20 protein-coding genes and 2 pseudogenes are annotated in these 22,978 nt (G+C 49.9%); 11 read left to right on the forward strand and 11 right to left on the reverse strand.

Annotated elements, in window-relative coordinates; genetic code table 11:
- Nucleotides 1-327: 327 nt before the first annotated feature.
- Nucleotides 328-2,310: an exoribonuclease II gene (locus BZJ18_RS12420; protein ID WP_077457182.1), complete on the reverse strand. Its 1,983-nt coding sequence runs from the start codon at nucleotides 2,308-2,310 to the stop codon at nucleotides 328-330.
- 371 nt (nucleotides 2,311-2,681) lie between these two features.
- Here BZJ18_RS12420 and BZJ18_RS12425 point away from each other — a divergent pair, with 371 nt between their 5' ends.
- Nucleotides 2,682-4,487, forward strand: coding sequence for a DEAD/DEAH box helicase (locus BZJ18_RS12425; protein WP_077457184.1), 1,806 nt, complete (start codon nucleotides 2,682-2,684; stop codon nucleotides 4,485-4,487).
- 252 nt (nucleotides 4,488-4,739) lie between these two features.
- Complete coding sequence (locus BZJ18_RS12430) at nucleotides 4,740-6,200, forward strand: TrkH family potassium uptake protein (RefSeq protein ID WP_077457186.1); 1,461 nt, start codon at nucleotides 4,740-4,742, stop codon at nucleotides 6,198-6,200.
- Nucleotides 6,201-6,208: 8 nt separating this feature from the next.
- On the opposite strand, the gene BZJ18_RS12435 is transcribed toward BZJ18_RS12430, so the two are convergent.
- From BZJ18_RS12435 to BZJ18_RS12445, 3 genes are all read right to left on the reverse strand, one after another.
- Nucleotides 6,209-7,879, reverse strand: coding sequence for a pyridoxal phosphate-dependent decarboxylase family protein (locus BZJ18_RS12435; RefSeq protein ID WP_077457188.1), 1,671 nt, complete (start codon nucleotides 7,877-7,879; stop codon nucleotides 6,209-6,211).
- Between the two features lie 108 nt (nucleotides 7,880-7,987).
- Nucleotides 7,988-9,898: a methyl-accepting chemotaxis protein gene (locus tag BZJ18_RS12440; RefSeq protein WP_077457190.1), complete on the reverse strand. Its 1,911-nt coding sequence runs from the start codon at nucleotides 9,896-9,898 to the stop codon at nucleotides 7,988-7,990.
- A 411-nt stretch (nucleotides 9,899-10,309) separates the two neighbouring features.
- The gene (locus BZJ18_RS12445) at nucleotides 10,310-10,546 is read right to left on the reverse strand and encodes a DUF3283 family protein (protein WP_077457192.1); all 237 of its coding nucleotides are present in this window, start codon (nucleotides 10,544-10,546) and stop codon (nucleotides 10,310-10,312) included.
- A 152-nt stretch (nucleotides 10,547-10,698) separates the two neighbouring features.
- On the opposite strand from BZJ18_RS12445, the gene BZJ18_RS12450 reads away from it, so the two are divergent.
- Entirely contained in the window at nucleotides 10,699-11,076 is a 378-nt protein-coding gene (locus tag BZJ18_RS12450) for a helix-turn-helix domain-containing protein (protein WP_077457194.1), read from the forward strand.
- On the opposite strand, the gene BZJ18_RS17795 is transcribed toward BZJ18_RS12450, so the two are convergent.
- The 4 genes from BZJ18_RS17795 to pdsR all read right to left on the reverse strand — a co-directional run bounded on the left by BZJ18_RS17795 (nucleotide 11,044) and on the right by pdsR (nucleotide 14,987).
- Nucleotides 11,044-11,250: a DUF1289 domain-containing protein gene (locus tag BZJ18_RS17795; protein ID WP_198532242.1), complete on the reverse strand. Its 207-nt coding sequence runs from the start codon at nucleotides 11,248-11,250 to the stop codon at nucleotides 11,044-11,046. The genes BZJ18_RS12450 and BZJ18_RS17795 overlap by 33 nt on opposite strands.
- Nucleotides 11,251-11,327: 77 nt before the next feature.
- The gene (locus BZJ18_RS12460) at nucleotides 11,328-11,996 is read right to left on the reverse strand and encodes a glutathione S-transferase family protein (protein ID WP_069588713.1); all 669 of its coding nucleotides are present in this window, start codon (nucleotides 11,994-11,996) and stop codon (nucleotides 11,328-11,330) included.
- A 52-nt stretch (nucleotides 11,997-12,048) separates the two neighbouring features.
- Nucleotides 12,049-14,292, reverse strand: coding sequence for a proteobacterial dedicated sortase system histidine kinase (pdsS, locus tag BZJ18_RS12465; protein ID WP_108743150.1), 2,244 nt, complete (start codon nucleotides 14,290-14,292; stop codon nucleotides 12,049-12,051).
- Nucleotides 14,289-14,987 carry a proteobacterial dedicated sortase system response regulator gene (gene pdsR / locus BZJ18_RS12470; RefSeq protein WP_069588746.1) on the reverse strand — a complete coding sequence of 233 codons (699 nt, stop codon included), beginning with the start codon at nucleotides 14,985-14,987 and terminating at the stop codon, nucleotides 14,289-14,291. Before pdsR ends, pdsS begins: the two co-directional genes overlap by 4 nt.
- A gap of 205 nt (nucleotides 14,988-15,192) precedes the next feature.
- Here pdsR and pdsO point away from each other — a divergent pair, with 205 nt between their 5' ends.
- The gene (gene pdsO, locus BZJ18_RS12475; protein WP_069588711.1) at nucleotides 15,193-15,912 is read left to right on the forward strand and encodes a sortase-associated OmpA-like protein PdsO; all 720 of its coding nucleotides are present in this window, start codon (nucleotides 15,193-15,195) and stop codon (nucleotides 15,910-15,912) included.
- A 94-nt stretch (nucleotides 15,913-16,006) separates the two neighbouring features.
- Nucleotides 16,007-16,435, forward strand: a complete 429-nt coding sequence (locus tag BZJ18_RS12480; RefSeq protein WP_077457200.1) for a GNAT family N-acetyltransferase — start codon at nucleotides 16,007-16,009, stop codon at nucleotides 16,433-16,435.
- On the opposite strand, the gene BZJ18_RS12485 is transcribed toward BZJ18_RS12480, so the two are convergent.
- Both BZJ18_RS12485 and BZJ18_RS12490 read right to left on the reverse strand, forming a co-directional pair.
- Nucleotides 16,436-16,960 (reverse strand): methylated-DNA--[protein]-cysteine S-methyltransferase, encoded by a 525-nt coding sequence (locus BZJ18_RS12485; protein WP_077457202.1) that lies wholly within the window; start codon nucleotides 16,958-16,960, stop codon nucleotides 16,436-16,438.
- A gap of 26 nt (nucleotides 16,961-16,986) precedes the next feature.
- Nucleotides 16,987-17,418 carry a DUF3010 family protein gene (locus BZJ18_RS12490; protein WP_077457204.1) on the reverse strand — a complete coding sequence of 144 codons (432 nt, stop codon included), beginning with the start codon at nucleotides 17,416-17,418 and terminating at the stop codon, nucleotides 16,987-16,989.
- 278 nt (nucleotides 17,419-17,696) lie between these two features.
- On the opposite strand from BZJ18_RS12490, the gene BZJ18_RS12495 reads away from it, so the two are divergent.
- The 3 genes from BZJ18_RS12495 to BZJ18_RS12505 all read left to right on the forward strand — a co-directional run bounded on the left by BZJ18_RS12495 (nucleotide 17,697) and on the right by BZJ18_RS12505 (nucleotide 20,612).
- Nucleotides 17,697-18,236, forward strand: a complete 540-nt coding sequence (locus BZJ18_RS12495; RefSeq protein ID WP_077457206.1) for an NUDIX hydrolase — start codon at nucleotides 17,697-17,699, stop codon at nucleotides 18,234-18,236.
- 17 nt (nucleotides 18,237-18,253) lie between these two features.
- Nucleotides 18,254-18,472, forward strand: coding sequence for a DUF3820 family protein (locus BZJ18_RS12500; RefSeq protein ID WP_077457208.1), 219 nt, complete (start codon nucleotides 18,254-18,256; stop codon nucleotides 18,470-18,472).
- A 454-nt stretch (nucleotides 18,473-18,926) separates the two neighbouring features.
- Nucleotides 18,927-20,612, forward strand: coding sequence for a serine protease (locus BZJ18_RS12505; RefSeq protein WP_077457210.1), 1,686 nt, complete (start codon nucleotides 18,927-18,929; stop codon nucleotides 20,610-20,612).
- Nucleotides 20,613-20,733: 121 nt separating this feature from the next.
- Here the strand turns inward: BZJ18_RS12505 and rrtA are convergent, their stop codons facing one another.
- Complete coding sequence (gene rrtA / locus BZJ18_RS12510) at nucleotides 20,734-21,279, reverse strand: rhombosortase (RefSeq protein ID WP_241824965.1); 546 nt, start codon at nucleotides 21,277-21,279, stop codon at nucleotides 20,734-20,736.
- Between the two features lie 283 nt (nucleotides 21,280-21,562).
- On the opposite strand from rrtA, the pseudogene BZJ18_RS12515 reads away from it, so the two are divergent.
- The 3 genes and pseudogenes from BZJ18_RS12515 to BZJ18_RS12525 all read left to right on the forward strand — a co-directional run.
- Nucleotides 21,563-22,192 (forward strand): annotated as a pseudogene (locus BZJ18_RS12515) (IS256 family transposase); the annotation flags it as partial.
- A 7-nt stretch (nucleotides 22,193-22,199) separates the two neighbouring features.
- A pseudogene (locus BZJ18_RS12520) lies at nucleotides 22,200-22,553 on the forward strand (NUDIX hydrolase); the annotation flags it as partial.
- A 17-nt stretch (nucleotides 22,554-22,570) separates the two neighbouring features.
- Nucleotides 22,571-22,786, forward strand: a complete 216-nt coding sequence (locus BZJ18_RS12525) for a DUF3820 family protein (protein ID WP_077457216.1) — start codon at nucleotides 22,571-22,573, stop codon at nucleotides 22,784-22,786.
- Nucleotides 22,787-22,978 lie beyond the last annotated feature (192 nt).

The raw sequence follows: 22,978 nt of genomic DNA on the forward strand, positions 1-22,978 counted from the left end.
ACCTTATATACTGCGTGGCAAGTGTGAAAAATCAATGCTTGTGTTTTAGCTATCATAGTTTGCGCATGGTGAAAGGGTGCCAAATTCAGGGCCTTAAACAAACAGACTGTGACCAGCCTTGTGCTTTTTCCTGCCGATGCGCCGTCAAAGCTTGTTATCGATGGGATTGTGGCTCGATGACCTTGGCGCCTTGCCATTAGATAGCGCAAAACTAATAACCAACTTATCACTTTCGGCGCAAGACGCCCAATAAAAAAGCCAAGCGGTAAGGCTTGGCTTTGAAGGGGAGTGGACTCGCCGTAGAGAGCCACAAGAAAGAGGGCGAGATTATTCGTCTTTCGCTTGCTCAGGCAGCGCAAACACTTGGGTTGGTTTTGCCACAATGGAGCGCGTGGATTCTTTGATATCCGCAATCACCACTTCTAGGCTGTCGCCAAGCTTAAACTCAACGTTGCCATCAATGGTCACTGTGCCAGTTTCTTTATCACAGGCAATGCGGGTTTTGTTATCGATGATCAGCGACGATGGAATAAACGCCGGTGCACCATTTTCGAGTAGGCGAACACGCATACCCGCGCGGTTAATATCAAAGATTTCCGCTGTGTAACGGGTTTGTGCTTCCACTTCTGGCTTCAACAAACGGACGTACAGCCAATCAGCGACATCGCGCTCGGCCATGCGGTGGTGTTTGCGATGACCAGCCAGTTCTTCACCGACCGTATCCGCAGGGGCATTAGCTTCGGTTTCGCCGCGAATGATCGCTTTGAGTAAGCGGTGGTTAATCATATCGCCGTACTTACGGATAGGCGATGTCCATGTAGCGTAGACATCAAGGCCCATCGCGTAGTGAGGAGCAGGCTCATGACCAATTTCACTGTACGCTTGGAAACGACGCAGGCGGTTGTCGAGATACGTGCTGTCGAGGCTGTTTAACCAACGACGCAATGCGCTAAAGCCTTCAACGGTTGCCAAACTTTCGCTATCGGCTTCTCCTTCATGGGCTTTGACCAACTCGACCACATCGTTCAGCTTGTCACTGTTAAAGCCTGCGTGAGTATTAAAAATACCGAAACCGAACGATTCACGCAGTTTGCGACCCGCACAAATGTTAGCGCTGATCATCGCCTCTTCAACGATACGGTTAGCGATACGGCGCGCGTCAGTATGAATCGCGATCACATCGTTATCTTCGCTGAGTTCAAAGCGATAGTCTGGACGATCGGGGAAGGTCACCGCATGCGTTTCACGCCACTCAATGCGAGCACGTGCAAACTGATGCAACTGATGGATTTGATCCGCGATGTCGCTGCTCTCTGGCTGCCAAGCTGCTTGTTCACCTTGCTCGATGTAGTCAGACACCTTGTCGTAGGCTAGCTGGCCGTGTGATTGGATCCATGCAGAGAAAAACTCGGCGTCATCGGCAATGGTGCCATCGGCAGCGATATTGAAGGTACAGCAAAGCGCCGGACGTTTTTCGTGCGCACGTAGTGAACACAAATCGTCACTCAGATCGCGAGGCAACATTGGGATATTGCGACCGGGCAAGTAAATTGTAAAGCCGCGGCTGCGGGCCACTTGGTCAAGGTCGTCATCCGCATCGATATACGCAGTCGGATCGGCAATCGCGACTGTCATGGTAAAGCCGCCTTGCTCGTTGGCTTTTACATATAACGCATCGTCCATATCTTTGGTCGATTCGCTATCAATGGTCACGAAGGGGAGCGCGGTCAGATCGCGGCGCTCTAAACCTTGCTCCAACATCGCCCATGCTTCTTTAGGCGCAGGCTCTTGGTTTGGTAAGTTATGTTTTGCTAGCGTGACCCACCAAGGCGCAATCTTGTCATTGGCATCGGTGATTTTTTCACTGACTTGGCAGAAGAAGTTGTCGTCGCCTTTGAGTGGGTGACGGATCAGGGATGCGACAACCCAGTCGCCATCTTTGAGTTCGTCTTGCGATAAGCCGCGCTGGGTTTTGGCACGGATAGCATCTTTGATTTGCGGATGATCCGGGACAATATTGAGACGGTTACGAATCCACTGAACGCGACCAATAAAGCGGTCAATGCTTTGCTCAATCAAGGCATCCGGCTCTGCGACCTCACGCTCTTTTTCTGTGCGAACGAAGGCTTCAACACGATCACCGTGCATCACTTTCTTCATATACGGTGGTGGAATAAAGAGGCTGGTTTTATCGTCCACTTCTAAAAAGCCAAAGCCTTTTTCAGTGGCTTTCACCGTTCCCTCTTTCTTGGGCAGGGTTTCTTGGATCTGTTGCTTAAGTTGCGCTAGCAGGGGATTGTCTTGAAACATAACATCGGTCTCGGTTTTCGAATCGCCACACTATACGTATTCGGTCACGCAAAACCAACCCGTGACCGGAAATTGCTATCGATGGTGTGGTAAGGCGTGGATCCGAGTGAATCGCCAGTAATCGGTTGATGCGTAACCATACAGGGATTGTATGCGAGATAAACAATGTGCCACATGAGTGCGCGAAAGCGGCAAAATTTGTGAAGTTGTTCAACTTTTTCTGGCTTTTTTCGCCTGAATAGCGCAGAATGCACACCCTTAATTACCGAGGCCCGTGGCGCTGGTGACTTACACTGTGAAAGAGCAGTGTAGCTGGTTGAGCAGAACGCTGAAGGGGCCCCGTTTCGCTACACTCATAGATTGGGATCCCAATGCAAGAATCTGTAACCAAATTTCGCCAGTTAGATCTGGCCGACACCCTTTTATCTGCACTTGACGCTATGGGCTTTGAATCGCCAACACCGATTCAGGCTGCGTCTATTCCTGTGCTGCTAGAGGGCCGTGATGCGCTAGGTAAAGCGCAGACGGGGACGGGCAAAACCGCGGCGTTTTCTTTGCCGCTGTTGAACAAAGTTGATTTAAGCCAGCATAAACCTCAAGCCATCGTGATGGCGCCGACTCGCGAGTTGGCCATTCAGGTTGCTGCTGAGATGAAAACCTTGGCGCAAAACATCAAAGGCCTCAAAATTCTTGAGATCTATGGTGGTGCTTCGATCGTTGATCAAATGAAGGCGCTGAAAAGCGGCGCGCACATTGTCGTGGGTACCCCAGGTCGTGTGAAAGATTTGATTAACCGCGATCGTTTGAAGCTGGATGAAGTACATACCTTTATTCTCGACGAAGCTGACGAAATGCTCAAAATGGGCTTCGTAGACGACGTCACTTGGATCATGGAGCAAGCACCAGAGTCGGCACAACGCGTGTTGTTCTCTGCCACCATGCCTCCAATCGTTAAACAAATCGTTGATCGTTTCTTGCGTAAGCCTGCTCGCATCGATGTTGCTGGAAGCAACCGTACGGTTGAGAAAGTTGAGCAACAATTCTGGGTCGTGAAAGGCGTAGAAAAAGACGAAGCGATGAGCCGTCTTTTGGAAACGCAAGACACAGACGCATCGATTGTGTTCGTTCGTACTCGTCAAGATACCGAGCGTCTTGCGGACTGGTTGTCTGCACGTGGCTTTAAAGCCGCTGCGCTGCACGGTGATATTCCACAATCTCAACGTGAGCGTACGGTTGACCACATCAAACGTGGCGTGATTGATATTTTGGTAGCAACTGACGTTGTTGCGCGTGGTCTTGATGTGCCACGTATCACCCATGTCTTTAACTATGACATTCCGTTTGATGTTGAATCTTACATTCACCGCATTGGTCGTACTGGTCGTGCTGGACGTGCAGGTAAAGCGATCTTGTTGGTACGTACCAACCAGATGCGTATGCTGCGTACCATTGAGCGTGTCACTCAGACGCGCATGGACGAAATCCAGTTGCCGAACCGCGATAAAGTAGCGGAATCTCGTGTGGCCCGTTTGGCTAGCGAACTGGCTGAGAAAAAAGATGCTGACTCAATCGCACCTTTCGTCAGCTTGATTGAACAGCTACAAAACGACATCGAAGTTGATGCGACTACCTTAGCGGCGATGTTACTTCAGCGTCAGCAAGGCAAGCGTCCATTGTTCTACAAAGGCCCTGATCCAATGATTGCGGCTATGGAACGTGAAAGCCAACGTCGTGAGCGTCGTCGTGATGATCGCCAAAATGGTCGTGACCGCCGCGAAACCAACCCTGCAGATTGGGATACCTATCAGTTAAGCGTGGGTCGTGAGCAAGGCGTACAAGTTAAAGACATCGTGGGCGCGATTGCCAACGAGCTAGGTCTAGACAAAAACAACATTGGTGCGATCAAACTGGCACCGGGACACACTTACGTACAGTTGCCTAAGACCATGCCAAAAGAAGTCTTTGCGCAGCTTCAAAAGCTACGTATTCGCCAGAAAGAAACCAACGCACAACGCGTTGAAGGCAATGTGATCCGTGACCGTCGCCCAAGCGATCGCAATGGCGGTGGCCGTGGTCGTCAAGACCGTGATAACCGTGGTCGTGGTGAACGTCGCTTTAACCGTGACCGTGGCAATGATCGCGGCTCATTCCGCGGTGAGCGTCGCCAAGCGCAGTAAATAATAGAAAGCCGGGTAGCAATGCCCGGCTTTTTTGATCCATGTCTGCGACGTAATGCCTTGTTGGCAGGGTATTAACGACGCTGATATGCCTGTGGCATTGTGGGACATTCCCGATGTGCCAGCTATATACTTTTAACGGTGCGCGGTTTAATGTGCACTTTTACCGTTGTCGCCTTTAATGGCGTGATAACGCGAGTGGTTCGAAGGACTTGCAGGCCACTGGCGCGTTAATGATGAGTTTCCCATGTCATGATTAACTTTCAAAACACACTGCGTCTATTGGGCATGCCTGTTTTATGGATGGGTATTGTTCAATTTGTGTTTGGACTTCTGTCGCTATTCCTATTTCGCGATCATGTGTCGACACAGTTTTTTTATCCCTCTTTACTGATGATGATGGCCTCTTTGGTTATCTCTTGGCTATTTCGTAAAAGTAAGTTAAGCCAAGTCACCTTCCGTGATGCCTTATTGTTTTCGACCTTTACGTGGATTTTGGTCGGTATATTGGGTGGGATCCCGATTAAACTGGTGACTGGGGTGAATTTTTCGGATGCCACCTTTGAGTCGATCAGTGCACTTAGTACCGCCGGTGCCACCATACTCAGTGGGCTAGATGACATGCCCGCCTCATTCTTGTTGTATCGCCAATTTTTACAATGGATGGGCGGACTTGGTGTGGTTATCTTTGTGGTCGCGGTGCTTCCCATGTTGAACGTGGGCGGGATGCGGCTGTTAAAAGCAGAAACCCCCGGCCCCATCAAAGACGAGAAATTGTCCCCGCGGATCTCTAAAACGGCCCACTATTTATGGGGCGTGTATGTGGTGATCACGCTAGCGTGTGCCCTTGCGTATTATTTGGCGGGGATGAGTGCTTACGATGCCATTGCCCATAGTTTCTCAACCGTTTCAACTGGTGGCTTCTCGACCCATGATGCCAGTATGTGGCACTTTCAAAGCCATTTGATGTTGATGATTTCCAATGTCTTTATGCTGCTTGGCGCGATCAACTTCGGTTTGCACTTTCGTATTTTTCGCATCGGTTGGCGGGGTGTGCGTTTGTATTTCGACGATGAAGAGTCACGGGTCTTTCTCATTGTCGTTGCTTGCTTATCCGTGATGTTGGGATTGTATTTATACGGTGAGACACGCTATGAATCGGTATGGGTTTCTCTAAGCTTTGCTGCGTTTCATGTGGTGTCTTTTATTACCAGCACGGGGTTCGGTGCTGCTGATTTAAGCTCTTGGCCTGCGGCCACCGGACTGTTCTTGGTGTTCTGTGCCTATTTGGGCGGCTGCTCTGGCTCGACCGCTGGCGGGAATAAAATTATTCGCGATATCATCACGTTTAAAATTATTCGTCGCCAGCTGCACCAATTGATTCATCCCTCAGCGATGCTGCCTATTCGCTATCAGGACAAAGTCGTATCCAACGACGTGACGCAAGCAGTTATGGCGTTTATGTCGCTGGCTGCGCTGACCACGGGTGTTTTCACCTTGTTAATGATGATGACAGGTCTCGACTTTTGGTCTGCATTTACCGCGGTCGTCGCGTGTATCAATGTATTGGGCCCAGGTTTTGGTGAGGTTGGCAGCAACTTCCAGCCGGTGAGTGACACCGGTATTTGGTTCCTGAACGCCGCAATGATTTTAGGCCGTTTGGAGTATTTCACCGTTTTGGCCCTGTTTATGCCGCACTTTTGGCGTTGGTAAGCCCGCGATCAGGCGGGCTGTTCAGTCTCCGTTGCCATTAAGGTGTCAACAAATTCACCGATATGGCGCTGCTCGGTATACGGATTAAGGAACACGACTTTTTCGCCGGGAATAAACAAGCACTGGCCATCGGTGTCGAACTCCGTATGGGCAATGGATTCAACCCAATTGGTATGAAGTTTTCGACCTTGCCGAGCCAAAAAGTGCTGGCGGTGAAATAAACTGTGTTGGGTAATACTGTCGATACGCGCCCCCAATTGGTGGAGTTTTTGTTCACGCTCGAACAGGGTATCTACATCGAGGTCATCAGCGGGGTGATACAGGCGAAAGGCCACCGTGGGCCCCAAGTTATCTCTCGCGACCACCTTGCAATAAGGTAAATCGCTCAATCGTCCCTTCAGATACTCCGCGTTTTGTAAGCCATGCGCAATCATGGTCTGATAGCCTCGCTTGCCCAGCATATTAAGCGCACAGTAAGCACCATAAGCCCCCGCTGCACCGCGAGAACACTCAATGGTGGATTGCAGATGGGTATGGGTGGTTTTGCTCGCTTCAAAATAGGAGAAATAGTGAGGATCTTGTTTGAGGCACTCCATATCGTCGCTATTTTTGAACATCACCAAACTGGAGGTATAAGGGACAAACCCCCATTTTTGGAAATCGATCGTGATGGAATCGGCATAGCGCAGACCGCGGATCCGCGGGAGCAAGGCAGCGAGCTTTTGCGCGGTCACGCTGTTAATGCCGAGCGGATTGTCGTTAAAGTCGTAATCATTGAACATGATCAGTGGCCAACCGACGGCCGCATCCACATGAATATGAGGCTTGCTGTCGACTTGATATTGCTGGCAAGCACGCTCTCGGATCTGATACACGCGTTCAATGTCCTCAATTGCAAAGGTGTCAGTGGTCCCAAAGGTGAGCAAGATGGTAGGAACCGCTAGCCCTTGCGCCAAACAGCCGTTTAAGGTGTAGGCAAAATCATCCAAATCCATGCGGTTACGCGCATCGACTTTGACGCGAAGCACTTGATTAGGAATATCTGTCCCTAACAGGCCGAGGTTCGTCATGTTGGAGTAGTGACCGGCTAATGAGTTAATCATCCGAAAGTCTTGCCCTTGCAGACCTCGCTGACCGGACAGCGGAAACTGTTTTCTCAGCCCAAGCAAGTAACCGTAGAGGTTGCCAAAGGTGCCACCTTGGGTAAAAAGCCCCGTGGCGCGTTGGTCATCATAACCAATCAAGTTGGCGACTTGGCGGACGATAGTTTGCTCAAGCTCTACCGACAACCCCGCGTATTCGCTATACACCAAGTTTGGATTGGCCAAAGTAGCCAGTAGTGCGCCATGAATGGCAGGGTCGCAGGGTGCGGTAATCACATTTTCGACCGCTTGCGGTGCAGTCCAATCTTTGGAGTGTGTTGCCGCGTGTAAAGCAAGCGGCGGAAAAATATGATGACTCAGATCGCTGTGGCTTGGCACATGTTGTTGCTCAAGCAAATGTATATCGGGTGACGTTGGTGCAGGGAGCATGCCTTGCTCGAGCCACTGGGCTAAACCCGGGGTACGATAAATGGGCCAGCGGTTCGGGTCTCGGTTAAAAAAATGCGCCCGCATGGTTTGGTAATGTTTAGCGAACGTGGGGGTGACGGCATAGCCGTCGGGGTGGGCACTAGACATAACTACATCTCCAACTGCGAAGTCAGGCAGGGGGCCCTGCCTGACGATAACAACAACCGAATAAAGCGTAAGGGTGCTTGTGCCGCTTGAAACGGACTCCGTGTAAAACTACTGCAGTTTAAAATTGGACACTAAGCGATCAAGCTCTTGATTCGATTGTGATAATGAGTCGGTCGCGGAAACGGTTTGCTTGCCGCTCTCGACTAAGCTGCTCACCATGTCGCGAATCGAGAGCATGTTTTTACTCAACTCCTCCGCTACGGCACTTTGTTCTTCGGTCGCGGTTGCGATTTGGGTACTGACATCATCAATTTCACGTACGGATGCGCTCATGATGGTCAGGCTGTTTGAGACTTCCGACGTCTTATCCGCCGTGCTTTGACACTGCTCTTTGGTTTTTCCCATCGCCTCAACCACGCTCGATGTGCCATCAAGGAGGGCAGTCAGCATATCTGAGATTTCGGTCGTGCTGCTTTGCGTGCGCGCGGCGAGGGCACGAACTTCATCGGCAACCACCGCGAACCCACGGCCTTGCTCACCGGCCCGCGCGGCTTCAATCGCGGCGTTAAGGGCAAGCAGGTTGGTTTGCTCGGAAATTTCCCCGATCACATTGAGCACGTCGCTGATTTTGTTTGCATCCTGGTTCATGCTGGTGATTCGGGCTGACATATCTTCCACTTCATCTACCAGTGCACTCACGGTGACGACGGCATTATCGACCACTTCAAGCGATTGACTGGCTTCTTTACTGGCCGATTCTGTGATGTCATTCGATTGCGAGACGTTATGAGCAATACTGCGTGCACTTTCACTCATCTCAGTAATCGCGGTCACCACTTGTTCGGTTTCTGCCGAGTGCGCCTCGAGAACAGACTCGTTTTCTTGGGTGTTTTGCGACAGCTGAGTGATGTTGCTCGAAATCATTTGACTGGCTTGGGAGACCTTCAGCATCATATTTTGCAGGTTTTCGACAAAGGTATTAAAGCCGCGGCTGATTTGGGCCAAATCATCGTTGCCATTGACCTCAAGTCGTGCGGTGAGATCGCCGCTCCCTTTGGAGAGATCTAACACCGCTTGTTTCAATTTGATCAGTGGACGGTATGAGTAATTGATGATCAGATAGATCGCTGCCAAGCTCAGCGCCAGCAGGATGATCCCCGTCACTAAAGATTCAATTTTAGCACTGCGAATGTCTGCCAACGCCGTTTGCTGATCCACAAAAACCATCAGCGTCCAATAGCGATTTTCCGTGAGGTTAACGCGCTGGAAATAGCCATCAAAATTAATGCCCATATAGGGAAAGCTCAAGTGACCTCGCTCATCGGTGCGGAACATGTTTTCCATATCACTGAAGGTGGCACTGACCTGAGAGGGCGTTTTGCCGATATCGTTCGGATCATCACTGGCAAAAAAGACTGCGTTTTGATCGGTCAGTGTCGCGGCACCACCGGCAAAGCGCATGTTGCTTACCTGAGTGATCACGCTTTCCAGTGGAATGTCACCAAGCAACGCGCCGATGAAGCGGCCATTTTCAAACACGGGGGCGACCGCGCTGATCACCTTACCGCCGGTCACTTTGTCGGTATAAATACCGGTTAAGTGAATGGCTTGATCGGCTTTGACTTGCCGATACCAGTCGCGATCGCGGAAGTTATATTGGTTGGTGGTCACACCATCGCCCGAATGATTCGACATAAACGAATCACCGGTTTCATACGTCATGATCACATTGGCGATACCGGCGGTGTCTGCCAGCATCCTCACTTGCGCCACGTTTTCTTGTGCGGTGAGGCCCGTTGTGAAGTGATTTGCACCTTTTTCAATAGCGGAGAGTTGCGAGGTAACCAACTGCTCTAACTCTGTAACATGGTGATCAAGTTTGTTTTGTGTTTGTGTGGTGAGAGACTCAATCATTTTCTCTCGTAGCGAGAGCGTATTGAGTGTTCCCAACACCACAAGAGAGACGGTCACCAACAGACCGACCCCCACCATAATGCGTGATTTAAACCCCAACGTCATAGTTTTTACCCCTTACTGAGCTAACGCTTGTCTGTCTAAAAAGTAAGGGTGCTTCCTACAGGCGGTAATCGTACACTGTCCGCTTTTCTATGCGGTTTTTATTATGGTTACCGCGGAGTCACCCAGCCAACACCGTTTTAAAGTTAGTTAAATGTTCGGCAACTCGCCAAATAATGAATGCTTTTTGATAAGAATAACAGTAGAGCGGGTTGGTGGATTTAGCTAGTCGAAATGACAAAAAAGTGTATGACAATTTGGCGTCACTCGTGCACTGAAGGTGTCAAAAAACACAGACACCCATGCTGTTTTAAACAGGTGATTTATTGGCAGAGAGAATAACTGGTTTAAAGTTGGTCACTTTTATCCGTGCGGAGCACTTTGTGTAAACGCGCCTTAATAGGCGCGAGAGGATCAGCTGACAGGGGGGTCTTGTTCGGGAATGATGAAGGCGTCGGGTTGGGCTCGATACTTTTCGACGCATTCGAGGTAGAAGTCCCGCTGCCATTCAGCCAGCGCATGCGCTTCTTGCTCGAATAGGCTCGATTCTGCTTTGTTGTTGACCACTTTCCAAACTGCGTAGGCGGCTTGTTTGTCGAGTTCTATTTTTTGTTTTTCATCGGCAGGCAGGTTCGCCAAATTAATGTCCATAGGGGGCTCTTGTGTTTGGGCGCGTAGCCGCGATCCTAGCGAAGTCGATGCCACACGGCAAGATTAACTCGCGCTTAACGGCAGGCTGACATTCGTCGGTCGTGGCTTGTTACCCTTGCAGCCAATGCTCTTTTTTTCGATTGGACACTAGGATGACGTTTAACCAAGAGGATCGACAAGCCCTCTACGACACGTGGATGTCGTACAAAGCCAAAGCACGGATCACGCAAATTGAAATGGCAAAACGCTTAGAAGTCAGCCATCTTACCTTTTCACGTTGTATTCATGGCAATGCCACACTCGACAGCCGTTTTGTGTTCGCATTTTGTCAAGCGATGGGCGTTGAGCCCAACAAAATCTTACCCAGCCTGCGTGAGCGCGAACAAGCGTACCAAGATGTGTTGGTAACCAGTAAAGTCATTGTCGACGGCGACATTGAAGCAGTGTACTACGAAGGTAACCAAGTGATTATTGAATACCGTAAACCACTGGTGGCATCAGCTGAATCGTCGTTTGAACGGGTTTCGTGAGGGGCGAATGGGCTCAGGCGGTTTTGGGTCAGGACGCTGTGGGAGCTCAGCCATAATCGCGGCGCGCTGATCGTCGGTCATTTTGCCCCACGCAATGATTTCATCGAGGGTACGCTTGCACCCTACACAAACATCTTCTTCACGGCGGCACAAACCAATACAGGGCGTTAACACGACAAAACCTCGACAGCATAGACAGAACAAAAAGGGCAGGCCAATGATGTGCCTGCCCGTCTAGTATACCGCYCAGCCTAGCGTGTGACCATGCCGCGAATTTGTTTGGCACGCTCTTCATCTGTCGCGTCAGAGGGGGCGGGCGTGAGTAACGCCTTTTGGCAGGCAGGCCTTGCCGCTAGCGTATCTAGCCACGCTTTTAAAGCATCAAGGCCCGAAATATCAATGCCGCTCCATTCATGAATGCGCGCCCAAGGCCAGGTGGCCATATCGGCAATGGTGTATTCGTCGCCGGCAAGGAACGGATGTTTTTGCAACTGGCCATCAACCACTTCGAGTAAGCGTCGCCCCTCTTTTTGATAGCGTTCGATTGCCGCTGGGATTTTCTCTGGGAAATAGCGGTAAAACACGTTCGCTTGGCCCATCATGGGCCCAACCCCACCCATTTGAAACATGAGCCACTGGATAGTTTGCGAGCGCGCTTTAGGGTCTGACGGGAGAAACTGCCCCGTCTTTTCCGCGAGATAGAGCAAAATGGCACCGGACTCAAACACGGCAAAATTGTCGTTGTCCTGATCGATAATGGCAGGAATACGACCGTTGGGGTTAATCGCCAGAAATTCCGGTTGTTTCTGTTCGTTCGCCATTAAATCGAGTGCATGCAATTGATACGGCAGCCCCATTTCTTCCAAGGCGATCGCGACTTTGTAGCCATTGGGTGTGGCGGCTGAATAAAAGTCAATCATGTTAGCTCTCCCTGTCAGTGAACCCTCAGTATTGACACGATAAAGGGGAAGATCAATCCTCGCCAAGCTGCTGCGAACTTGGCCATATAAGTGACATTGTCACGCCATCTTGGCTGGCGCGATTGCTAGCCACGAGTGTCGCTTGGTGAAAGTCTGCAATCAGACGCGCAATGTAAAGGCCTAAACCAAGATGCGGTTTGTCCGATTTATGCGACTCTGACCGCACGCTAACCATCGATTGGAATAGCTGATCACGCATATGTTCGGGCAGTAGCGGCCCGGCGTTACTTACTGTGATAGTAATATGCTCAGGGTCAAGGCTCAGCGCAAGATCAATCGGGGTGGCGCCATCATCAAACTCAACCGCGTTGGACACGAGCTTATCCAATAACTGCGCGAGGTAGTCGGGCACAGCGAATACTCGAACGGTTTGCACTGGTAGCGTGATGTTAAACCGATGATCCGGATACGCTAGTTGGTAGCCTTGCCCGCAGCCTTCTATCAGTGCATTGAGATTCACCGGCTCTTTATCGGCATTATCAAAGCTTTGTTCAAGGCGTGTGGCTTCGGTTAAGGTCGATAAGATCCCCGCAAGGCGTTGCACCCCGTCTTGGGCGCGGTTGATGTAGGTGAGCTGGTCAGGATCCGCTTGCGTATACGCCATGTTTTCCAATGACGATCGCACTACCGCAATGGGCGTTCTCAGCTCATGGGATAAGCGAGATGACATTTTTTCAAGATACTGGTTATAGCCAGCAATGCGGCCAACCATGTCGGTGATGGTTTGGGTTAATAAGCCGATTTCATCGTGGCTGGTTGCCGGTGTGATTGTGCCCGTGACGCGCCCTTGGCTATCGATAGCATGATTAGCTTCTTTTTGGAGGCGACGCAGACGTTTGGCGATATGCGAGCCGAATAACAGCAGCAAGAGCACGCCGGTACAAATCACCGCGAGCATCACGGAAAAGAGGGTTTCGAGGGCCTCATTACGCAGGCTACGGATCCCGTTGGTGGTCTCTTCAACAATCACGGCCCCCGCTACTTTACCGTCCAACCAAATCGGGTAGGCTGCGGTTAAGATCATCGCTTGGTTGTCATCTGAGCTGCGCCAACTAGCGTAAGGCCGCCCTTGTAAGGCTTGTTGCGCCTGTACGCCCTTATAAATTGAGGCTTGTTGCATCGCATCGACAAAATGCTCAGGCGGGGTCACAAGCAGTTTATCGTACCAAGGGCGTAGCAGCGTTTGTGTTATCCAATCCATGACACCTTGCTGCTCTGGGATCGCTTGGCGAGGTTGCCAGACACCGGTGGAAGTTTGGATGTCACCCGCTTTTGCTAGCACGCGACTGTGTTGATCAACCACCCATACACTGGAGGCGCCATTATTCATTCGCTCAATTAATGCTTGAATGGGTGCCGAGGGCATCATAAAGCTGCCCAGCGTTGCCGCCGAACGTGTTGATGCGGTGCCAATGATCGCGCGTAGACCGCGGTTAAAACTATCGTCCACATCGTAGTAAGCGATGCCGAGCTGCTGGCCGACCCACGCCGCTGGCAGTTTGATCTCAACTTGGTAGCCTTGCTCGGTGGCGCGCCACTTAGCGGCAATGGGAAGTGGTTGGGGCGGGCCTTCGATATTTACGCCGGTGGCATTGTCGGCAAGACCGTTATCGAGATGGATGATTTTTGCATTGTCAGAATCACGCGCTTGTCCGATGGCGACGCGATAAAACGCCCCTTGCGGTGAGGTGAGTGCCAATATGAGATGATCTTGACTGTCGATATCGCCTGTCGCTTGCGGCGTGGCAGGAGTGCTATCGATAATATCGAGCGCGAAATACACCGCAGTGTCGGTGCTGCCACTCATGATCGCCAAAGAAAGCGTGTCACTGTTGTATGCACCTTGGCTAAAGATCAGTCCGTTGCGTTGATAAAGGCGCTGATGGTGGCGATAGGGTTGCCAATCCTCTAAGTTGCCATCTAAGCGAATAGGCTGGGTTAAGCGAAATGCATGTAAGTCTTTGCCCGGCTCTAAGGCAGAGGGTGGGGCATGCTGGGTAAATAAGCTGGGGCGATCGTTCATCCCCATCGCAAAGGCCCGAGCGGTGCCCATTAGCGTCTGCTCTTGGCCTTGGCGTAAAACACTTTCCATTTCCCACACGTACTGGTAGCCCAAATAGGGCAGCAGCAGTAGGAAACTCGAGAGAATTACAATCTTGGTGCGGATCCCGGCCAGCCCTTCTCGCACCCAGCGACGTCCTTTTAAGCCATAACGACGCAGTCGACTCAGGCTCATGGGTGTTCCTCATCCCAGCGATACCCCATGCCATAGACGGTGCTAATGCAATTAAATTGGCTATCGACGGCGAGAAACTTTTTACGGATCCGTTTCACGTGCGAGGTAATGGTGCTGTCGTCCACCACCGCGTGCGCTTCATCCATTAATGCTTGACGGCTTTTGACGTGGCCCGGACGTTTAACCAAGGCATGGACCATCCAAAACTCGGTCACAGTGAGATCGATCAAGGTGTCATGCCAGTAAACGCGCATCCGATCCAAATCAAGATTCAGCGGGCCGCAATGCAAACTTTTTACTTGGCTAGCCGGCGCTTGGGCCAAGAGATCACTGCGGCGAAACAAGGCGGCAATGCGAGCCATCAGGTGAGGCAGTGAGACGTCTTTGGTCAAGTAATCATCGGCGCCCATTCGCAGCCCCACCACTGTGTCAATGTCACTATCCCGAGCGGTTAAGAAGATAATCGGCACTGTTGCAGACATCGCGCGTAGGGCTTGGCATAGCGCAAAGCCGCCGTCAATTTCATTCCCCAGACCAATGTCGATAATGGCTAAATCGGGTAGACGTTGCTCAAAAGCGGTTTGGGCGGATGGACGATCGGCGTAGGTATTGACCTGATAGCCTTGGCGACGAATCACATCGGCATAGTTATCGCGAATGGCGGCTTCATCTTCAACAATTGCTATCTGCTTCATGGTACGGGATAGGTAACGAGTGTTGCAGTGACTATACCCAAACTCAGCGCAGAGAAAACCCCTTTTGCTGGAATCCGCGCAATTGCCATTTTTTTGCCACAATTGATCGCCACATTGCCATTTTTGCTCCCACAAAATGCCTGATCGGCTTGTTTTAATGTCCTCATCGCCAGCACGGCACAACAAACACACTTTCGAGGACATTATGGATATCAAAAAAGCACTCACACACTCTGTATTCGCGGTTTCTATGTTTGTCGTGGCAACCCCACAAGGGATGGCCGCCACACATGTTGAGCGAGACAAAAAACCAGAATTGATCGGTATGGGCAGCGGCGCGGTGGCYGGCGCGTTAGTGGCCGGACCGGTCGGCGCAGTCGCGGGAGCGATTATCGGCACCGTGATGGGGCAAAACGCGAGCTTCGAAACACTTGCGACGGAGCAGCAAGATACGATTGAAACGATGAATGCGAAAAATGAGCAGCTGAGTCTTGTTACGCAAAAATACAACGAAGCTCAATTAGAGCTTGCCCGCTTGCGCACCGAGCAACATTCTATCGAGGATATCGACTTAGCGATGAATATTCAGTTTCGAACCAGCTCGGCTGACATTGAACCCCATTTTATGATTCAGCTTGATGAGCTGGCAGGGTTTATCCAGCAAATGCCGGATGCGCAATGGCAATTGGCCGGATATGCCGACCCTCGGGGTCGCAAAGCCTATAACCAAGCGCTGTCAGAGCAACGTGTGCAAGCGGTTTATGACTACTTGGTATCAGTGGGAGTCGATCCTGCGCAGCTAGATACGGTTGCGTATGGAGACAGCCAGCCATTGGCCGACCAAGCCGACAATGAAGGCTTTTTCTTTGACCGTCGCGTCACCCTTTCACGCGTGAAAGGTGGGCAAATGGCACAGGCACAGTAATCGTCGCTTTATCGTTTTGGGGCTGGGCTACCATGCAACGGCCTAGCCCATCGCAAATGTTAGAGACTTATCTTCGGCAACCAAGGAAGACACCATGATTCGACAGGCAACCCTTCACGATATCGATGCGATTTGCGCCTTGTGTGAGCGCTGTCAGCCTGACCCACTTCCGTGGCGTCAAATGAAGAAAACGCTCACCGATTTGATTAATGCAGAGGATGCCAACGTCTTGGTCGCCGAGCTTTGTGGGTTGGTGGCAGGCGTGGTGGCATTCAACGTGATCTTACAACTGGATAAATCCAACCATGTAGGGCGTATCAGCACCATTATGGTGGATGAACACTTTCGGGACATGACCCTCGGCCGCCAGTTACTCAGTGCTGCGGAGACCTGTTTATTGGCAAGAGGATGCGATCAGATTGAAGTGGTCCCGAGTTATCACAAAGCCGATGCGCAAAGCTTTTACCTGCACTGCGGTTTTAAACTTACCCCAGAGCGACTGATAAAAGCGTTAGCAGCGTAGCTAAGCGACAAAGGCTTTTTCTTTACCACTTTGCGGCGTGGGGAGCGTGGTTGGCCATTCGCCGGTTGCTTCCCATATCAACAAGGCTTGTTTGGCCGCAAGACCGCCCCCGTAGCCAATCAGCTGCCCTTGGCGACCAATAATACGGTGGCAAGGAATGATGATAGATATCGGATTCTTGCCATTCGCGCCGCCTACCGCTTGGTTGGCTTTTGGGTTACCAATAGCGGTGGAAATGGTCTGATAGCTGGCCGTTTGCCCATACGGAATCGCTTGTAGCGCTTGCCATACCCGTTGCTGAAAGGGCGTGCCTTGTGGGACGAGGGGCAAAGAGAATTGTTGGCGCGTGCCATTAAAGTAACCATCCAGCTGACGACATGCTTCATCCAGTACCCGTTGGGCGGAGTGAGACGATGCATTAACGGGTTGCGGTGCGCGTTTAGGCAAATACAACCCGGTGAGTCCGTCGCGATTCGCGGTTAAGGTTAACTCACCGAATGGTGATGCATAAGTGATTTGGCTCATAACACATCCTTGTGGTTGTCACTTAATTAGTGGGTGTGCTGATTACAATACGCGCAAGCGGTTAAAAATGCTTGTTCTTGGAACTGCTTAAGGCCGAGTTCTTTTAAGCTCACATCAACAGGGTGACGTTTTAGGGTTTGCTTCATTACGCTGCTTGGCAGCACCTCAGCATCGATTCCCTCAATTAGCTGCAACGCGGCTTCTAGCTTGAATCCAGCACTGCTACCGGCAAATTTGCCTTTGGTTGGGCGCTCGCGGATCACAATCTTTTCTACCTGATAGTCTTCGACCAGCTTGCTCATGGTGCGATGAAAGTGTTGGATGCTTTCTTGTGCTTCAGGCTTGGCAACGGTGATCTTTTTTGCGCGGCACTCAGGCACAGAAAACAAGCCGTTGTCGCTGTCTAGCAATACAATGTTCGCTTCATTGGCTTTTAAATCAACAGCACAAACTCTCATGATGATCTCTCTGTCTTAATCGGTAAGGGCGGGCAGTATACGCAAAAGGTCTCGCGTCGTCACAGGATTAACCTTACTTGCACGGGCGAGTCTGTCAATAATGTCGATAAATTCGTCCATACGGGTTTTTTAGCACCACGCTGGATAGCAAAGAGCAATGGGTTCGGGAAGAAGGCACCGCCTTGGCGTAACGGCGCTCGCGGTTTGCAACGCGCTGCGGCGAATCGTGCGAGTGTGTTATACTCGCGCGCTTTGCTTTCGTATTGCCTGAGTTCTTTATGCAGATTATCGCCCAACACACCGATGAGCGCGTGTTACCGCTCGACAACAAAACCATTATCACACGCCATGCGGCCCGCGCGATTGCGCTGCAAGGGGATGAGATCCTTTTGATGTACACCGCACGCTATGATGATTATTCGTTACCCGGTGGCGGTATTGACGAGGGTGAAACCGCAGAGCAGGGGATGATCCGCGAGCTACAAGAAGAAACGGGTGCACAACATATTCGTGATATTCGCCCGTTTGGCTGTTTTGAAGAATACCGCCCTTGGTATCGCGATGGCGCCGATGTGATGCACATGTTTTCTTACTGCTTCTACTGCCAAGTTGATCGAGAGCTTGGTACTCCCACGTTTGAGCACTACGAAATCCATAACGGCATGCGGCCTGTGTGGGTGAATTTGTCTCACGCGATCGCGCACAACAAAGCGGTGATGGCAAACAGTGACAAAGCCGGGCAATCGCTGGTACGTGAAACTATGTTGCTTGAAATGATTGCTCAGCAGCGTGAGAACCCCCAACAAGCCACAGCGTAATCGACAAGGAATGCTTCATGGACAAAGCGCAACTGATTAAATTGGCCAACATGCCCATGCCGTTTGGCAAATACGCAGGCCGTGTATTGATTGATCTGCCTGAAGAATACTTACTGTGGTTTCAAAACAAAGCAGAATTCCCCGACGGCGAGCTCGGGGAGCTGATGCAATTGTGCTTAGCATTAAAAATTGAAGGCTTAGAAAGCGTGGTTAAGCCTTTAAAAAACCAACCATAATTTTTGAATGCTTGCTTTCTCACCAATGGTCGTTGTGAATTCATGCGTCTGTGCCCCGCATCATCGTATCAAAATTATCTTTCTCTCGTGGCCTCATGCCGATCAGTCAGAGAAGGTACACTGAATCGAGCAAACAGTGCCTTAAATCATGTTGCTTTAAGGCACTGTTTTCGTGGTTATTTTTTTTATTAAGGCTACTTGGATAGATTTGTGGTCAATATTTGTTGACCAAATGATCATATCGCTATATCTTACTGCGCCTGGAGCGAGCCTGCGGCCACTTTTTGAACGATAACGGGTTACTTTTCGACCTCTTTCTGATTGAGACGTGAACGCATCAAACTTGTTGACTGAACCGTTGAGCAACATTGTTGCGGTTCAAACAAGGAGGGACTATTTGCACGCTCTTTTTTGGTAACGTTCCCACTTGTAAAGTGGTTATTTTGAGGTATCTATGAAGCACACCCTTTTATCGGCAGTATCAGGCGCAATACTGCTTGCATCTTCTCCTTTAATGGCTTCTGGAATGGACTCTGAGCTGACAGCTAAGATCATCGGTGGGAAGGAATCACACCCCGATGCTTGGCCCTATATGGCCGCTTTGACACGTGTGAATAAAAACTCACCTTTTTGTGGTGGTAGTTTGATTGCAGAGCGCTATGTATTAACGGCTGCCCATTGCCTAGTCAATGAAAAACCACAAAACTTCGACGTCATTCTTAACGCTTATGACATGAATGATTTGTCTGCGTCACCTCGCGCTCAGGTTCGTCATATTTATATGCATCCTGACTATCAGCCTGGCCATGTGAGTGCAGGTCATGATATCGCTATCTTAGAGTTAACGAAGGCGATGAATCAGCAATCGGCGATGCTGGGTAATGAAACTAATTTTAACGAGTTAGACAGTAATCAGTTTCTCACCGCTATTGGGTTTGGTTACCGTCAGTATAAGGAAGGCCGAGGTAGTGACCAACCGACCGTACTTCATGAAGTTCAATTGCCTTTCGTTCCAATGGCGCAATGTAAGTCAGCGCATGAAGGATTCAAAACACTGGGTGACGGTGTCTTCTGTGCGGGTGAGATGAATAAAGATACCTGTATGGGAGATAGTGGCGGACCACTATTTTATGACAGTAATGACGGGCTCAGACAAATGGGGATCGTGAGTTGGGGTTATAAATGTGGCATAAACCCAGGCGTGTATACCAAAATCAGTCACTATAAAGAATGGATAGAAGATAATACAAGAGGGCTTTCATACCGTCGGCGTAATGATCTTGGTATTGTACCTCTAGGCAACTATTCACACACATTTTCATTTACCAATATCTCTGATGAATTCATTGAACTTAACAATCCCAAAGTAAAAGTAGATGGCAGAAATGGGCTTGGGTATATAACAGACAACACCTGTGGCGACAGTTTAGCTCCTGAACAACAATGTCAAATTACGGCGAATTTTGCCTTATTAGCTTATCAGAAAGGCAGTGTGATGCTCGAGATCGAATCAGCTGACTTTCATTCAGGTAAGGTGTTCAGTCAGTTAGATTATCACACCTTACAAAGCGTCGACCTCAGTGTTAAAAATTACCTTAGCACATTGCCTGAGCATAAAGCACATACGAATGATCACCCTTGGCGAGTGGAAGGGCAGTATTTAAGAAGCGCCCTAAACCTAGAAAAAGGAAATGTGTCTGAGTTGGTCCTCGAAGATCTGCCACGAGGCGAGCTGAGTTTTATCTACGCGATTGATTCAAATACTATATTAGATAACTTGAAAATTTACGTTAATAATGAACAGACAGACACCTTGTATATTAAAGATCTATCGACAATAAAAGAGGCAGCGCTGGAACTCAAACTACTCGAAGCACGCAATATAGTTCGCATGRTATATACGCATTCGAAACACAGCGATAAAGCAGATAGTCACGTTAAGCTATCGAATTTTAAGCATCAAAAGTTAATTGATGATGAAATCGATGATTTGATTGAGCAAATCGATGCTGAGCATGCGAAACGTAGCAACGGTGGTGGTGGTAGCGTTGGCATTGAGCTAGGGCTATTTGCATTGCTTTTTATATGGCGACGTCGGTTTTTAAATGCCATGGCACCGTTCACAAAAGCGGGTAAATAGTATCAGTATTTGCCAATTAGATTGACGAATTTTCAGGCCACCATGATATCGATGATTGAACGATTCAGGTGGCCTGAGCACATTCCAATCGACCCTGATAGAATGAGCGACCTGTGCTGTGCTACGTTTTTTTCTTACGTGATGAGAATATCGCACACACAACCCCAACTAACGTCCCTGYCCAGTGCGCTTGATGTGCCACATTAGCCTCGATTAATGTCTCGGTAATGCCCATTCCGACGTTTGCACTATCAAATATCAGCTTAATCACCAGCCCAGCTAAAAGTAATTTCCCTGGTGGGAATTTGTTGGTGATGTCTTTAACACATCCCCAAGCAAACAGGCCATATAAAACGCCTGATAGCCCCGCATACCAGTCAAATGGCGTTAAAAACATCACTAACCCAATCATTAACATCATACCTGCGATCGGCATCATGAGCGGTTCATCGTAATGACGCCCATGCAGCGCGTACAACGCAGCGAGACCAGCCAGATTGATCACGAGGTGCTTAATGTTGGTATGTGTGAGGTTGCCAGTAATAATCCGCCACCACTGTCCGGCTTCAATTTCGGCTCGGTCCCACACCATGAATTGGTGTATATCTGGAATTTGGGCGATAACGATGATGATTGCCAGTGTGATAACCGGTTTGATCGGTGCCAACGTTGGGTCCTGCATTGTGATGGTTATTTCTTATCATACCAGAGCTGGCACGTGTGCATGTAGGTGTCTTTCTATCATTCTATTAGCCGTGCTTTCGACAAAGGAGAGGGAACCTTGACCCATTGTTTCAATTACCGCCGCGTAGCGCGTTCCAATCCATGCGCCTGCGGGAGGCGCGACGAAAGCGAGAGCTATAGTGATTTCTGGTGTATAAGCAAAAAAGAATGCGGTGTAACCTGTTGATTGATCTCGCCAGATCAACAACCAACAAGGAGTACACCGCATGGACAACAATCATAACGTTACTGAGCTTCATAAACCAGACAACCCGCTCAATGAACTGCTGAAACAAGGCGCGCAGCAGTTGTTGGCTCAAGCCATAGAAGCGGAAGTCCAAGCCTTGCTAGCGCAGTTTGCATCGCTTCAAGCTGACGGAAAGCAAGCCGTGGGGTTGTCAGCAAATAGTGTTTCTCGCCTCAAGCAACAATGGGAAGCGGAATACGACCAGTGGCGAAAAAGAGACCTGAGTAAACGGCGGTATGTCTATATCTGGGCTGATGGCGTTTACAGCAAAGTACGCATGGATGACAAGCTTTGCCTGCTGGTTATTATTGGTGTCGATGACACAGGCCGCAAGGAAGTGTTGGCGGTTGTTGACGGGTACCGAGAGTCAGAGGCCAGTTGGCTTGAAGCTTTGTCGCAACTGACTTCACAGGGCATGACCTGCGCGCCTGAACTCGCGATTGGTGACGGTGCGCTGGGCTTTTGGAATGCTGCCGCCAAACACTGGCCGACCACTCGTCATCAGCGCTGTTGGGTACACAAGACCGCGAATGTGTTGAACAAAGTACCTAAGTCTGTTCAGCCAAGAATGAAAGAGTCGCTTCACGATATCTGGATGTCGGAAAACCGCAGAGCAGGGGATGATCCGCGAACTACAAGAAGAAACGGGTGCCCAACATATTCGTGATATTCGCCCGTTTGGCTGCTTTGAAGAATATCGCCCTTGGTATCGTGACGGTGCCGATGTGATGCACATGTTTTCTTACTGCTTCTACTGCCAAGTCGATCGAGAGCTGGGTACTCCCACGTTTGAGCACTACGAGATCCATAACGGCATGCGGGCTGTGTGGGTGAATTTGTCTCACGCGATCGCGCACAACAAAGCGGTGATGGCAAACAGCGACAAAGCCGGGCAATCGCTGGTACGTGAAACTATGTTGCTCGAAATGATTGCTCAGCAGCGAGAGAACCCCCAACAAGCCACAGCGTAATCGACAAGGAATGCTTCATGGACAAAGAGCAACTGATTAAATTGGCCAATATGCGTATGCCGTTTGGCAAATACGCAGGCCGTGTATTGATTGATCTGCCTGAAGAATACTTACTGTGGTTTCAAAACAAAGCAGAATTCCCCGACGGCGAGCTCGGGGAGCTGATGCAATTGTGCTTAGCATTAAAAGTTGAAGGCTTAGAAAGCGTGGTTAAGCCTTTAAAGCGGATATAACCTGCCTCAACCCAAATAGTGGTAGTGTTCAAAAGTCTGTGTCACTCCTATAGTTAACCCTCAACAGGGAGTGATACATCAATGTCCGACAAATACGAAATTGATATTCAAGCTTTTGCTAAGGCACTGCAATCTGGACAGGGCCTCAACGGGAAAGATGGACTGCTAACGCCGTTGATTAAACAGATCACC

Source organism: Salinivibrio sp. IB872 (assembly GCF_001995345.1).
Classification (GTDB): Bacteria; Pseudomonadota; Gammaproteobacteria; order Enterobacterales; family Vibrionaceae; genus Salinivibrio; species Salinivibrio proteolyticus.